Consider the following 13,943-nt stretch of genomic DNA (forward strand, 5'->3'; position numbering starts at 1 on the left):
ATGTAGACTCGAACGCACCTGATGTGGCATAAACTGTGCTTCAAATAGTTCCATCCGACGGGCGATGGAACGGGCGCGGCCGCTCAAGGCTCCGCGTGTGATCTCAGGGGAAATAACCAGGAGTGTTTCAACTCAATGACGAGGGGATACACCATGGCTGCGTTCACATTTGAGAAGATCTCGTCTCCGGATCGTCGCACACCCATTGCGCCGGCTGCCAAGAAGCAGCGAGGCCTCATCAGCCAGATGATCGACCGCTTGGCAGAGACCCGCGCCAGGCGCAGCTCGCGCGGGGAGCACAACGGTCGCCGCGAGGGAAAGTCGGGCAGCTAGAGTACTGGATTATCGGTCTGGACTATTCGTGTAGCGCAGCAGCAGGCTGCTCCAGCCTTCGATACGCAAATGCCGCACAGGGACCAGTCCGCGTGCGCGGTAGGCGGCAATCACACCTCGTGCCTGATGGGTCAACAGGCCGGACAGGATAACCAGCGCCGAAGGCGCGAGGTGCTCTGCCATCGCTCCCGCCAGTTGCCGCAGAGGATTGGCGAGGATGTTCGCCAGCACCAGGTCGAACGGACCACGCGCGGCAAATTCCGGCGCCGAAAAGCCGGTAGCCTGGATCACCATCACTAGATCCCCGACGCCATTGAGCGCCGCATTTTCGCGCGCCACCTGCACCGACGGCGGATCGATGTCGCTGGCGAACACCGGTCGATGCCGCGCCTTGGCTGCCGCGATCGCCAGCACACCGGTGCCGGTGCCGAGGTCGAGCACACGCCGGGGCTGACGCGCCTTCAGCACATGGTCGAGCAGCAGCAGGCAGCCGCGGGTGGTGCCGTGATGGCCGGTGCCGAAAGCGAGCGCGGCCTCGATCTCGATACCGAGCTTGTTCGCCGGCACGCGCGCCCGGTCGTGCTGTCCATGCACGACGAAGCGGCCGGCCGGCACGGGAACGAGATCCTCAAGGCTGGCCTTGACCCAATCCATGGCTTCGACGACCTCGAAGGTGATCGCGTCGGCGATCTGTTGGCCGGCCGCATTGGCGACGACTTCGCGCAACAGCACCTGATCGGGTGCTTCGGCAAAATGCATGCTTACGGCCCAGCGCCCGTCGGGGCGCTCGAACCCGGCAATGGCGGCTTCGGCTTCGAAGAAGATCTCGGTGAGGACGTCTACGGCGCGCCTGGCCGAGGCTTCATCGCCAATGGCGAAGGTGGCGCGATGGGTGGCGGGGGTCATTTCGGGCAAGTTGCTCACGTCTTTTCCGACAGATTTGCAGATTTATGGAGCGATTGCCCTGCATCAACCGCAACACTTGCAGCGCTCGCCTTTATACAACCTTAGGTCTATGTTCGTACAACTACTGGTGTTTGGCTGGCCAAATACACCATGAACGGAGGCGAACTTGAAGCGCATGGTTCTGACGTTCCTGTCTGACGAGTCCGGGGCGACCGCGATTGAATACGGGCTGATTGCCGCCGGCATCGCGCTCGCCATCCTCACGATCATTTTCAACCTGGGCACTGAGCTGGTCGCGAAGCTTACGGCCCTCAGCAGCGCGTTGAAGTAGTCCGGCCCGAAGTCTCCCTTCCCAGAGAGAGAATTCGCGATCTTCATAGGTCCTCATCCGACAATGGCCGCAAGGGAAGACATCCCCTTGCGAAAACGTCGCGAGCAGTACCCGCTGCCCACAGCCGGCGCACCGCTTCTCAAACACGTTTTCCACATCTTCTGCACGGCTTGATCACAGTTTGTCCACAGCGACCTAGCCGCGCTCGCTCCCGCGTTGTACCAAAACTGTCCAGCCGGAATGCACCGTTTGTCCACCGGCTTTTCCCGGAGGCATCCACAGGTCATTTCCTGAGCGCGAGCGCATACAGGTAGGCCATGATGGCGTCGGTATCCTCGTCCGAAAAGTCGATCTGCGGCATTTCCCGGTGCCTGGAGACCATGCCCTCCTGGATTTCGGCGCGCAGTTCCTTGGGCGCGAAACGGCCGTAGATGGTGCGCATCGGCGGCGCGCCTTTGAGCGGGCTTAAGTCCCTTGTGCCGACGGCATGGCAGCGGCTGCACTTCTCCTCCAGGATCGCCTTGCCGCGGCTGCGCAGCTCTTTTGTGGTCGCGGCCTGCGCGGCAGCCGACACCCCCAGGCTGAGCGCCATCACAAGCAGGGCTCGGCTGGTAAAACGGCAGAGCATCACTCAACCCCTCGGTGCGTGTCCTTCGTTGAAGATGGTTACCCGAATAATGCCCGCTCGTCGCGCAGGATCGCCCGCGCGGCATTGTGGCCGGGTGCGCCGGTGACGCCGCCGCCGGGATGGGCGCCGGAGCCGCAGTGGTAAAGGCCTTTGAGCGGGCCGCGGTAGTCGGCGTAGCCCAGCATCGGTCGGGCCGAGAACAGCTGGTTGAGGGTCAATGCGCCATGAAAGATGTCGCCGCCGAGCAATCCGAACTGCCGCTCCAGGTCGAGCGGAGACAGGATCTGGCGCCCGATCACGCTGGCCGCAAAGCCCGGCGCATGACGATCGACGGTGGCGATCATGAGGTCCGCGACTTCTTCGCGGTGATCGTCCCAGGACTTGCCGTCGGGCAATTCGGGCGCGACGTGCTGGCAGAACAGGCTCGCCACGTGCTGGCCTGAAGGCGCCAGCGTGTCGTCAAGCATGGAGGGGATCAGCATCTCCACGACCGGCTCGCGGCTCCAGCCGAAGCTCCGCGCGTCGAGCCAGGCGCGATCCATGTAGGAGAGGCTCGGCGCCATGATGATGCCGGAGGTGAGATGATCGCCTTTGCCAGGCAGCACTGTGAACGAGGGCAGGGCGCTCAGCGCCACATTCATGCGGAAGGTGCCCGAGCCGTTGCGCCAGTGCTGCATGCGCGCCAGGAATTCCGGCGCGAGCGTTTCGGCCGGCACAAGACGCGTGTAGAGCAGCTTCGGATTGACGTTGGACGCGACATACCTGGCGCGGATGGTCTTGCCGTTGTCGAGAACGACGCCAACGGCGCGGTCGTTCTCGACGATCACCTCGCGCACGCCCGCTTCCGTCTCGATCTCGGCCCCATGCGCACGAGACGCGGCCGCCATGGCTTGCGTGATCGCGCCCATGCCGCCGATGGCGTGGCCCCACACGCCCTTCTTGCCGTTCACCTCGCCGAAGGCGTGGTGCAGCATCACGTAGGCCGAGCCGGCGCTATAGGGGCTCGCATAGTTGCCGACGATCGCGTCAAAGCCGAACAGCGCCTTGACCAGGTCGTTGTCGAAGCGCTCGTCCAGCATTTCACCCGCCGAGCGTGTGAACAGGTCGAGCAGGCTGCGCTGCTGCTCCAGCGACAGCTTGCGCAGGATGTTGGCCGTGCCGAGCGCGTTGACGGCCTCCCGGATCGCGGCGGCGCCGAAGCCTTCCAGCAGGTTAGGCGGTGCGCGCAGCACGAACTGGCGCAGCACGTCTGCGATCGCCTCGAGTTCGCGTGAGAAGATCTCGAAAGCCTTGGCGTCGTGCTCGCTGAGCTTCCTGACCGCTTCCAGGGTGCGGCCCTCGCCCGTAAGCAGAGAGCTGCCATCCGGCGAGGGGAGAAAATTCTGGGCGCGCCGCTCGACGATCCGCAAGCCGTGCTCGGCGAGCTTTAGGTCTCGAATTACTTTCGGGTTGAGCAGGCTCACCGTGTAAGCCGCGACTGAGTTGCGAAAACCCGGATGGAACTCTTCCGTCGCGGCGGCGCCGCCGACGACCTTGCGGCGCTCCAGTACCTTCACGCGCAGGCCGGCCTTCGCAAGATAGGCTGCGCAGGTGAGGCCGTTATGCCCCGCGCCGATGATGACGACGTCCGTCCCGGTCATGAAAGCTTCAAGAATTGTTGATCGCTGTGTGCTGTCGCGCCATCGCGGGCATTCGTCAAGCAGCGTTTATTGCCCGTTCAGGCGCCATGTGCTCGATTGCGCCGCCCGGCGCCCGCCGGGCTTTTCTGGCGCGCCTTTCGCGCGCGGACCGGTTTTTGCTTCGATTGAAAAGATAGTACCGGAGCTTTCATGGATTCTCGCCTGCAATCCGTTGCCGCGGAGCAGCCCTCTGCTTCGCGAAACCGCCTGGTGCTTGCGGTCTATACCGCCGCGATCTTCCTGAGCGCGTTGCTGCTGTTCTCGGTGCAGCCCCTCTTCACCAAGATGGTGCTGCCGCGGCTCGGCGGCTCGCCGGCGGTATGGTCGGTGGCCATGGTGTTCTTCCAGGCACTTTTGCTCGCAGGTTACGCCTACGCGCACTTTCTGACGCAGATCAGGCATCGCGCGATTCCCGTGGTCGTGCACCTTGCCCTGCTGCTCGTTGCGCTGCTCAGCCTGCCGCTCTCGATCGCAAGCACCTGGGGCGAGCCGCCGACCAGCGGTTACGCCTTCTGGCTGCTCGGCCTGTTTGTGGCTTCGATCGGCTTGCCGTTCTTTGCGCTCGCCGCCAACAACCCTCTGCTGCAGGCCTGGTTCGTCCGCACCGGCCACCCGGCCGGGCCCGATCCGTATTTTCTCTACGCGTCCTCGAATATCGGCAGTTTCCTGGCGCTGCTGTCTTATCCGGTTCTGCTGGAGCCGTTGTTCACGTTGCGCACGCAAAACCTGATCTGGACCTTTGGCTATGGCCTGTTGATCGTGTTGATCGCCGGATGCGGCGCGCTGCTGGTGCGCTCGCCTGCATCGGTTGTGGTCGATGCGCCGGCCGACGAAGCGAATGAGCCGCCGCCTTCGTGGCTGTTGCGGGCGCGCTGGATCTTCCTTGCCGCGGTCCCCTCCGGACTGCTCATCGCAGTGACCGCGCATATCTCGGCCGACGTCGCTGCCGCCCCCTTACTGTGGGTGCTGCCGTTGTCGCTCTATCTCTTGACCTGGGTGCTGGTGTTCCAGTCGCGGCCGTTGGTGCCGCACAAATGGATGCTGCTGCTCCAGCCGATCGCGATCGCCGACATCGTCATCCTGCTCGCCTTCGGTAGCGAGCAGAATTTGCTACTGACCCTCGGCGGCCATCAATTGTGCTTCTTCATCATCGCCATGGCCTGTCATGGCGAACTGGCGCGCACGCGGCCGCCGGCAAAATACCTTACCGGCTTCTATGTCGCGCTGTCGTTCGGCGGCATGGTGGGCGGCCTGTTCGCCGGCCTCCTTGCGCCCTACGCATTTTCCTGGGTTGCGGAATACCCGATCCTGCTGGCGCTGGCGGCGCTATGCCGGCCGGCGGGCCATGAACGATTGTCGCGCTGGATGCGCTGGTACTGGCCGGCGCTGGCAGTGCTTGCGGTCGTCCTGGTCACACTCGCCTATTCCGGCGGCCAGATCACCGAATGGCTCAAGGATCATCGCGCCTGGGTCGCCGGCAGCGTGGCGGCGCTTGCGGTGCTGCTTGCGCTCGCGCTCAATGCCGACCGCTGGAAAATTTCTGCGACGGTCGCCCTGGCACTCGTTCTGATCCGCGTCTATCCGGCGGATGAGGGCCGCGTCGAAACGGTGCGCAGCTTCTTCGGCGTGCACAAGATCGTGGTGACGCCCGGCGATCATTATCACGTGCTGATGCACGGCACGACTATCCATGGCGCCCAGCGATTCAAGAACAACGACGGTACGCCCGCGTCGGGCCGGCCCGAGCCGATCACCTACTATCACAAGGACGGCGGCATCGGGCAGGCGATCACGGCGGTCCGCGAGCGCAAGGGCGCGCCTCTCAAGGTTGCCGTCATTGGCGTCGGATCCGGCACGCTGACCTGCGCCTCGGAGCCGGGCGAGAGCTGGAAGTTCTTCGAGATCGATCAGACCATGGTCGATACCGCGCGCGATCCAAAATATTTCAGCTACATCGCCAGCTGCGAGCCGGACATGAAGCCTGTGATCGGCGATGCGCGTCTCACCTTCGCCAGGGAGTCGGACGGCGCCTACGACCTGATCATCGTCGATGCCTATTCATCGGATGCGATCCCAATCCATCTTGCGACCAAGGAGGCAATGAAGATCTACAAGGACAAGCTTGCGCCTCAGGGCGCGGTGGTGATGCATGTGTCCAACCGTCATCTCGAGCTGGAAAGCGTCGTTGTCGGCATTGCCGATGCCAACGGCTTGAAGAGCTGGGTCTACAACGAGGATTCCGGGCGCGATGACGAGTATATCTTCTCGACCGACGTCGTGATCTCGGCACGGGAGGCAGCCGACGTAGGCAGGCTGGCATCGTTGGAAGATTGGGAGAAGACCGAGCCGGAAGAACACGAGCGCGTCTGGACCGACGACTACTCCAACATCATCGGGGCGCTCTACCGGCGCTGGCGCAATGTCGAGTGATCTTTCGTAGCCTTTGCTAGGGCGTAACCGGGTAGCCGGCCGGCAGGTCGATGCCCTTCTCCGCGGCTATCTTACGCAATAGGTCGGGACGGTCGGAGATGATGCCGTCCACGCCCATGTCGATCATGCGCTCCATGTCTGCCGGCTGGTTGACGGTCCACGCGATGACGCGCAGTCCGACATCGTGAGCTTCGGCGATCAGCACAGGGCTCAAGTCGGCGTAATGAGGCGACCAGATCGCGCCGCCGGCGGCTTTGATCGTGCGCGGCAGCGATCCGCGGTGGTCGGCGGGATTGAAGCCAGCAGTCCAGTTGGTGGCCTTGTCGAGCGCGACGTTTTGTGAAGATCCGCGCTGCAGGGTGAGATAGGCGGTCGGCACCGCCGGCGAGCGTTGCTGGACGATCTTTAAGGTACGCCAGTCGAAGGACTGGATCATGACGCGGTCGGTGAACTTCTCCGCCTCGAGCAGACCGAGAATCCGCCTGACGAACGTTTCGGGATCGGGTGACTCCTGCGGATAGTCCGGGTCGATTTTGGTTTCGATGTTGAGCCGCACGCGGGGATTACCTGACTTGCGCACCAGGTCGATGACTTCCTTGAGCATCGGAATTCGGGTGCCCGGGACGGCCTGTTGCTCGGGAAACTGCTTGGCGTAGGCGCTGTCCGGCCGAATCTGGCCGACGTCATATCTCCTGACCGCTTCGAGGGGCAGCCGGACCAAGGGCGTGCCGGGCGGCGAGACATAGGTGCCATCGGCATCGCGGGCGAGGTCAGGGTTCAACCGGCGTTCGTGCGACACGACGATCGCGCCGTCCTGCGTCACCCCGACGTCAAGCTCCAGCGTGTCGATCCCCATGGACAACGCCTTGGCGAAGGCCGGCAACGTATTTTCCGGCAGCAGCGCCCGTCCGCCGCGATGCGCCTCGATGTCGAAAGCCATGGCCGCCCCGCTGAAGAGAAAGCAAAGTACGGTCAGGATGACACAGAGGATGGGCATTTGTCGCTTTGGTTCGGAAGCAATAGTGATGAGCCCAAATGTAAATGAATCCATATCATCGGCATCGCCGCTGCATGAGAGATGAGCGGCCGCGCAACGTCAATGTGGTGTGTGGAGACCTTTTGCGGTGATCGGAGCGGATGCCCCGAGAATCGTAGTACGCCGGCCGTTGGGCCACCGCCGCAATCAATCCTGATAATAGTAGCGACGCGGCTGGTAATAGGGACGTGGCTGATAGTATCCCTGTGGCGCGTATTGCTGGCGGTAGCCGGGATCGTAATACTGGTATTGCTGCTCCGGAAGGACTTGCGAGCCATAGAGGCGACGGCTGCTGCGCGGCGCCGGATAACGTGCGCCGTCCGAGCTGCCATCGGCAGGATAGATGTAGTCGTCGTCGGCCTGTTGCTGGGGCGCGTAGCGACGGCCCGGCGCCAGGTCGACCGGATCTCCGACCGTATATTGCTGGTCGTACTGCTGCATCTGGTCACGACGCGCGACCGCCGTGTTGCCGCGGCGCGGATTGCGCGCAAGCGCCACCTGCGCGGAGCCGGTGAGGGTCACCGTGGTCTTGAGCACGCCTTCGTTTTGTACGAGGTCGTAAAGCGTTGCGGCATTGGCGCGCGACAGTCGTACACATCCGTGTGAAGCCGGCGAGCCAAGCTTGGCTTCGAAATCGGTGCCGTGGATCGCATGCCCGATCTTGGTGAAGAAGATCGAATGCGGCATCGGTGCGTCGTCGAATTCCTTGGAATAGTGGTCCTCCTCCATCCGGAAGGTGCGGAAGCTGCCGTTCGGCGTCTCGTAAGAGGGAATACCGGTCGAGACCGGCCACCGATAGCGCTCGACGCCGTCGACCGACACGGTCATGGTCTGGTTGTCCTTGTCGACGAGGATGGAAACATTCGCCTGGGCGGCGGAGCCGGCGAATAGCGTCAAACCGGCAATCGCAATAAGCAAGGAACGCATCTGACTTGGCCTCCGGCCTTCGCAGCGCCACGGCTCTCCGTCTCCCGGCATCCATTATGCCCGGGAGCCGGCTTCGGTTCCAGCGGCCCGGCACGCATCGTTAAAGGCCGGAAGGGTTTAAGCAAGGTCGGCACAGGCGGATTCGGCGAAGCCAGGCTGACGTTTTCGCGAGCATAACGGCCGGCGTTGCGACCTTGGTCACAGAGGCGCAACCATTTGGCCGCATCGCTCCTTCGCATTGCCCGTCTCTACAGAGTTGATCACCGCTGCCGCGGATCAGTTCTTCAGCCGGTAGCCGGTTCGGAAGATCCACCACACGATGATCATGCAAATGACAAGAAACGCCGTTGTCATGCCGACGCTGAGGGCGACGCTGACGTCGGCGATCTCGTAGAAGCTCCAGCGGAAGCCGCTGATCAGATAGACCACCGGGTTGAGCAGCGCGACGGTGCGCCAGCCCGGGGGCAGCATGTTGATGGAATAGAAGCTGCCGCCGAGGAAGGTCAGGGGCGTCACCACGAGCATCGGGATCATCTGCAGCTTTTCGAAGCCGTCGGCCCAGATGCCGATGATGAAGCCGAACAGGCTGAAGGTGACCGCGGTCAGCACCAGAAACGCCAGCATCCAGAACGGATGCTGGACGTGCAGCGGCACGAACAGGCCGGCGGTGGCGAGGATGATCAGGCCGAGGATGATCGACTTGGTCGCGGCTGCGCCGACATAGCCGAGCACGATCTCGAAATAGGATATCGGCGCCGACAGGATTTCATAGATGGTGCCGATGAATTTCGGAAAATAGATTCCGAAGGACGCATTGGCGATGCTCTGCGTCAGTACCGACAGCATCACCAGACCCGGTACGATGAAGGTGCCATAGCTGACGCCTTCGACCTGGGTAATGCGCGAACCGATCGCCGCGCCGAACACGACGAAGTAGAGCGAGGTCGATACCACCGGCGAGACGATGCTCTGCAGCAGCGTGCGCCAGGTGCGGCCCATTTCGAACAGGTAGATGGCGCGGACCGCCCGGCAATTCATGACGTCCTCACGAGATCGACGAAAATGTCTTCCAGCGATGATTGCGTGGTTTCGAGATCGGCAAAGCGGATGCCGGCATTGCGGAGATCGCCGAGGAGGCTCGTGATCCCGGTGTGCTCGCCCCGGGTGTCGTAATTGTAGATCAGCTGCCTGCCGTCGTCGCAGAGCTCGAGCTTGTAGGGCGCGAGAGCCGGCGGGACGGCATCGATCCTGTTTTGCAGGTGCAGCGCCAGGCGTTTCCTGCCGAGCTTCTGCATCAGCCTGGTCTTGTCCTCGACCAGGATGATCTCGCCCCTGTTGATGACGCCGATGCGATCGGCCATCTCCTGGGCCTCCTCGATGTAATGCGTGGTGAGGATGATGGTGACTCCGGCGGCCTTGAGTTCGCGGACAACCTCCCACATGCCCTTGCGCAGCTCGACGTCGACGCCCGCGGTGGGCTCGTCGAGGAACAGGATCTGCGGTTCGTGCGACAGCGCCTTTGCGATCATCACGCGACGCTTCATGCCGCCCGACAACGTCAGGATCTTGCTGTCCTTCTTGTCCCACAGCGAGAGGTCCTTCAGCACCTTTTCGATGTGCGCGGGATTTTTGGCCTTGCCGAACAGGCCGCGGCTGAAGCTGACCGTCGCCCAGACGGTTTCGAAGGAATCGGTATGTAGTTCCTGCGGCACCAGCCCGATCAGTGAGCGCGCCGCACGATACGACTTGATGATGTCGTGCCCGCCCACCGCCACGCTGCCTTGGCTCGGGTTGGCGATGCCGCAGATGATGCTGATCAGCGTGGTCTTGCCGGCGCCGTTCGGCCCGAGCAGCGCGAAGATTTCGCCGCGCCTGATGTCCAGGTTGATGTCGCTCAGCGCCTTGAAGCCGGACGCGTATGTCTTCGACAGATTGGTGAGGGAAATGACGGGCGACATGTGATCCGGGAAGTGGGCCTCGAGGAGGCCATGAAGGGAACGGCTGAGATATGAAGCCGAGCGCTCGCCTGCAATCAGTGGACAAACTTGCCTTGGAACGCGGGCACCCGGGGATATGATTTCCGCAAGTGTTGCAGCGGAGACACGCTCCGCGGGTTAAGCTCTCGTTCCCAACGCCAGAATGTTGCATGTGCGAGCAGGCGAAGGGTACGCTTGCTGGCGACGCCCAGGTCCCAGGGAACTTCGATGAAGCCAAGCAGCAGCCGTCACGGCTCCCGCGCTAGCCGTTCGTCCGCCATTCAGATGCGATTGCAGGCGTGGGCAATTTGCCTGCTTCTGGTGTTGCCGTTCGCGATGACCCCGGCCGGCGCCACCGCCGCGGCGCCGTCCACGGCCGCAGCGACGACGCATGTCTATCTGCTGCGTGGCGTGCTGAACATCTTCTCCCTCGGGCTTGACGATATCGCGGCCAAGCTGCAGGCGCAGGGCATTCCGGCGACGGTCCACAACTTCATGTTCTGGTCCTCGCTGGCCGATGAGGCAGCGGCGGGCTACAGGAGCGGACGACTGAAGACGATCATTCTGGTCGGGCATTCGTCCGGCGCCACTGCGTTGCCCGACATGATCGCGAAGCTTGCCTCGCTTGGCGTCCCCGTCAAACTGGCGATCGGCTTGGATTCGGTATTCAAGACCAGGCTCGCCGGCGCCGCGGAGCGCTACATCAATTTCTACATTGCGAGCGGCGCCGGCGAGCCGGTGACGCGCACGCAGGATTTCAAGGGCAAGCTGGAGAATGTCAATGTGCAGTCGGTGCCCGGGGTCGGGCACGTCTCCATCGAAAAGAATCTGATCATGCAGCAGAAGGTGATCAACGCCGTCGATGCGGTCGTTTTCCGCCAGAAATCACCGGCGGCTCCGGCCGGGGCGAGCGCCGCGCGGCACAATGCCGGCGTCGCCACCACGCGCAACTAGGGCGGCCCCGGTAGCGCCCCAAATTCCGCCAAATCAGCCGCCAGTAAGTCTCGGTGGGAGACAGCCCCGTTTCCCACGCGGAGGGATGCGTGGCGTGGCTTATCCGAGGCGAAAAGCCCTGCTTGCCGTTTGCGCGTTGCTCGCGCTGATACTGTCCGCGGGCGAAGCGTCGACCAAGTCGGTGATGGCTGAGACCGGAACCGCTCCTCCATCAGCCGCTGAAGTGGAGCCTCTGCCGCAGGGGCGAGTTTATTTGTTCCGCGGGGCGCTCGGACCGATCTTCTCGCGCGGCATCGATCGCCTGGCGGCGCGGCTGACCGATGCCGGTCTGAAGGCCGACGTTTATGAATTCACCCTCTGCCGGCTGGTCGCCCAGTGGGCGATTTCGAGCTATCGCGAGACGCACGCCCCGATCATCCTGATCGGGCATTCCATGGGCGGCCTGTGTGCGCTGATATTCGCCGAGGTCCTCAGCAAGGAGAATATTCCCGTGAGCCTCGTGGTCACCATCGACCCAGCACACGCCAGCCCGAAGGTCCCGCTCAACGTCGAACGCTTCATCAATATCTTCCTCTCCGACGGCGTACTGGGTGGTGGCGATATCGTGGCAGAGCCTGGCTATCGCGGTCACTACGCGAGCTTCGACCTGAAGAAGCAGGGGGACGTCACGCACATCAACATCGATAAGGCGGACTACATCCACGAGCAACTCGTCGGCATGATCACGCAGCTGCCGCGGGTGCCGGCGAGGACGGAAGGCGACGCCGTACCGCTCCGCTATCTCGTTCCGCCGGATACAAAAGTGGAACTTTGGGACAGCGGCATGCGCCTGCCTGCGCGGCCGGGCGACACGCTGGAGCGTGTCGCTGCGCTCTATCGCGTGCCGGTGTGGTCGCTGCTGCAGGCCAACAAGCTGCCGCAAGACGCGCCGCTCCCGGCCGGGCAGGAAATCGTCGTGCCGCGTCGTCTGACGCCGGCGGAAGTCGCACCTGCGGTGTCGACGCCGCGCTAGCCTGACAGCCTGGAGGCGATCAGCGCGGCAGGAACGGAATGATCATCGGAACACGGCGGCAATAGGAGCCGTAGGCATCGGCGCCGAGCTCCTCGGTGAGAAATCGCTCCTCCATGCGGGCTTTCTGCCACATGCCGAGCGAAATGAGAATAGCGCCCAGGATCGCGGTGATCGTTCCGACGGCGATGCCGGTCGCGAGCATGCCGGTGATCAGTCCCGTGTATATCGGATGGCGCACGAGCCCGTATGGACCGGTATCGATGACGCGATGACCTTCCTTCTGGGTGATCGCATTGGACCAGAAGCGACCGAGATGGATTCGCGCCCACCACGTGAACGAAATGCCGGCGATCATGATCGCCACGAGCACGTAGATGCCGGCATTGCCGAAGTGCCATAGCGGCTTCTCACCCAGAGCCTCGGACGTCCACGGCGTAAGGAGGATGGCTCCGGCGAGGATGGGCAGCCGGTAGCGGCTGGAGTCCAGGGTCATCACGTGTTTTTTGGTCTGACCAGACCAGAACGATGCGGCGACCCAGCTGGCGAGCCATGCGAGCCAGATGATCGCCAGAAGTTGAGTTGGCCAGGTCGCGGTCCAGCCGCTCCAGACGAAAGATACCAGTTTGCTGAAATCGTAAGACATGCGTTGGATTGTATCCGAACTTGGACGGAGCGAAAATCAACTCGCGCGGGAGCTCAGGGCCGGTTGCTTCAGCGATGCTGATCCCGCGTTGGCTTCGAGGGCGAGAAGATGGGCGATGGTTTCCTGCAGCACAGGCTCGATCGGACGAGGCTCATAGCCCAGTTCGTGTCGGGCCTTCTCGATTGAAAGATCGCTGGCCGCCAGCGCGATCCGCACGCCCTCGCCGGTTCCGCTCGGAGGCTTGTGGGTCAGGCGATCGGCAATAAGTTCCAGCATGGTGGCCGACAGCTCGGCAATCCTGCCCGGAACCGGGACGGGAAGCTGTCGACGGCCGCTGATCGCAGACATCATCCGCAAAATCCTGCGCAGCCTGATGCTTTCACCGCCGAGAATGTAGCGCTGGCCAATCCGTCCGCGCTCCATGGCCAGAGTTAGCCCCATGGCGACATCACGCACGTCGACAAGGTTCACCAGGAAGTCGACATGCAACTGCAGGCGGCGCCTCAGAAAGTGCCGCAGCATGGCCGTCGGCGGCGTCAAATTGTGATCGGCGGGCCCGATCGGCATGGTCGGAGTGCCGATGACGACGGGAAGGCCTGATGCCGCCGCCTGTCGCGCCAGCCCTTCTGCGAGCGCCTTTGAACGCGTATAGGCGCCAGGCATCACTTCGGCGGGCTGTAGCATTTCCTCTGCGCTGCCGCAGCCGAGGTCGGAATAGCGGAAGAGAATGGATTCGGTCGAGCAATGCAGGAAACGCGAGATGCCGCGCTTCTGCGCGGCCGCCAGCATGACTTCCGTGCCACCACAATTGACCGCGTGGAAGTCCTGCTTCCTGCCAACCCACATGCCCGGCAGCCCGGCCAGATGATACACCTGATCGACACCGGTCAGAGCCCGATCCACCGCCGCGGGATCGAGCACTGAACCCTGAAGGTATTCCACGTCCGAAGGCAGGGCTCCCGGAGAACGGGTATCGAGAATTCTCACGCGCTGCCCTCTTGCCTGGAGGGCCGCTACGACGTGGTGTCCGATAAAGCCGCTGCCGCCAGTGACAAGGACATGCATCATGAAAAAAGAGTGCCGCTCTC

14 protein-coding genes are annotated in these 13,943 nt (G+C 63.0%); 5 read left to right on the top strand and 9 right to left on the bottom strand.

Annotation, left to right across the window (positions count from 1 at the left end):
* Nucleotides 1-153 precede the first annotated feature (153 nt).
* Nucleotides 154-333, top strand: a complete 180-nt coding sequence (locus tag HY852_RS20390; protein ID WP_291606619.1) for a hypothetical protein — start codon at nucleotides 154-156, stop codon at nucleotides 331-333.
* A 9-nt stretch (nucleotides 334-342) separates the two neighbouring features.
* Here the strand turns inward: HY852_RS20390 and HY852_RS20395 are convergent, their stop codons facing one another.
* Nucleotides 343-1,239, bottom strand: coding sequence for a 50S ribosomal protein L11 methyltransferase (locus tag HY852_RS20395; RefSeq protein WP_291606646.1), 897 nt, complete (start codon nucleotides 1,237-1,239; stop codon nucleotides 343-345).
* 166 nt (nucleotides 1,240-1,405) lie between these two features.
* Here HY852_RS20395 and HY852_RS20400 point away from each other — a divergent pair, with 166 nt between their 5' ends.
* Complete coding sequence (locus HY852_RS20400; protein ID WP_291606620.1) at nucleotides 1,406-1,570, top strand: Flp family type IVb pilin; 165 nt, start codon at nucleotides 1,406-1,408, stop codon at nucleotides 1,568-1,570.
* Between the two features lie 283 nt (nucleotides 1,571-1,853).
* Here the strand turns inward: HY852_RS20400 and HY852_RS20405 are convergent, their stop codons facing one another.
* Together HY852_RS20405 and HY852_RS20410 are read right to left on the bottom strand one after the other, a co-directional pair.
* A complete protein-coding gene (locus HY852_RS20405) occupies nucleotides 1,854-2,198 on the bottom strand; it encodes a cytochrome c (RefSeq protein ID WP_291606621.1) in 345 nt (114 codons plus the stop codon).
* A 38-nt stretch (nucleotides 2,199-2,236) separates the two neighbouring features.
* A complete protein-coding gene (locus tag HY852_RS20410) occupies nucleotides 2,237-3,838 on the bottom strand; it encodes an NAD(P)/FAD-dependent oxidoreductase (RefSeq protein WP_291606622.1) in 1,602 nt (533 codons plus the stop codon).
* A 189-nt stretch (nucleotides 3,839-4,027) separates the two neighbouring features.
* On the opposite strand from HY852_RS20410, the gene HY852_RS20415 reads away from it, so the two are divergent.
* Nucleotides 4,028-6,307, top strand: coding sequence for a spermidine synthase (locus HY852_RS20415; protein WP_291606623.1), 2,280 nt, complete (start codon nucleotides 4,028-4,030; stop codon nucleotides 6,305-6,307).
* A gap of 16 nt (nucleotides 6,308-6,323) precedes the next feature.
* Here HY852_RS20415 and HY852_RS20420 read toward each other — a convergent pair whose 3' ends face one another.
* The 4 genes from HY852_RS20420 to HY852_RS20435 all read right to left on the bottom strand — a co-directional run bounded on the left by HY852_RS20420 (nucleotide 6,324) and on the right by HY852_RS20435 (nucleotide 10,228).
* Entirely contained in the window at nucleotides 6,324-7,247 is a 924-nt protein-coding gene (locus tag HY852_RS20420; protein WP_291606624.1) for a glycerophosphodiester phosphodiesterase, read from the bottom strand.
* 243 nt (nucleotides 7,248-7,490) lie between these two features.
* Nucleotides 7,491-8,270 (bottom strand): L,D-transpeptidase, encoded by a 780-nt coding sequence (locus HY852_RS20425; protein WP_291606625.1) that lies wholly within the window; start codon nucleotides 8,268-8,270, stop codon nucleotides 7,491-7,493.
* Between the two features lie 276 nt (nucleotides 8,271-8,546).
* Nucleotides 8,547-9,308, bottom strand: a complete 762-nt coding sequence (locus HY852_RS20430; RefSeq protein WP_291606626.1) for an ABC transporter permease — start codon at nucleotides 9,306-9,308, stop codon at nucleotides 8,547-8,549.
* Complete coding sequence (locus HY852_RS20435) at nucleotides 9,305-10,228, bottom strand: ABC transporter ATP-binding protein (protein WP_291606627.1); 924 nt, start codon at nucleotides 10,226-10,228, stop codon at nucleotides 9,305-9,307. Before HY852_RS20435 ends, HY852_RS20430 begins: the two co-directional genes overlap by 4 nt.
* Nucleotides 10,229-10,474: 246 nt before the next feature.
* Between HY852_RS20435 and HY852_RS20440 the strand changes: the two genes are divergently transcribed.
* Complete coding sequence (locus HY852_RS20440) at nucleotides 10,475-11,200, top strand: hypothetical protein (protein ID WP_291606628.1); 726 nt, start codon at nucleotides 10,475-10,477, stop codon at nucleotides 11,198-11,200.
* A gap of 85 nt (nucleotides 11,201-11,285) precedes the next feature.
* Nucleotides 11,286-12,212 carry a LysM peptidoglycan-binding domain-containing protein gene (locus HY852_RS20445; protein ID WP_291606629.1) on the top strand — a complete coding sequence of 309 codons (927 nt, stop codon included), beginning with the start codon at nucleotides 11,286-11,288 and terminating at the stop codon, nucleotides 12,210-12,212.
* Nucleotides 12,213-12,231: 19 nt separating this feature from the next.
* Here the strand turns inward: HY852_RS20445 and HY852_RS20450 are convergent, their stop codons facing one another.
* The gene (locus HY852_RS20450) at nucleotides 12,232-12,855 is read right to left on the bottom strand and encodes an isoprenylcysteine carboxylmethyltransferase family protein (RefSeq protein ID WP_291606630.1); all 624 of its coding nucleotides are present in this window, start codon (nucleotides 12,853-12,855) and stop codon (nucleotides 12,232-12,234) included.
* Between the two features lie 36 nt (nucleotides 12,856-12,891).
* On the bottom strand, nucleotides 12,892-13,923 hold the full coding sequence (locus HY852_RS20455) for an NAD-dependent epimerase/dehydratase family protein (protein ID WP_291606631.1): 1,032 nt from the start codon (nucleotides 13,921-13,923) through the stop codon (nucleotides 12,892-12,894).
* Between the last annotated feature and the right edge of the window lie 20 nt (nucleotides 13,924-13,943).

Origin of the sequence: Bradyrhizobium sp., from assembly GCF_016213215.1 — a bacterium.
GTDB lineage: Bacteria > Pseudomonadota > Alphaproteobacteria > Rhizobiales > Xanthobacteraceae > Bradyrhizobium.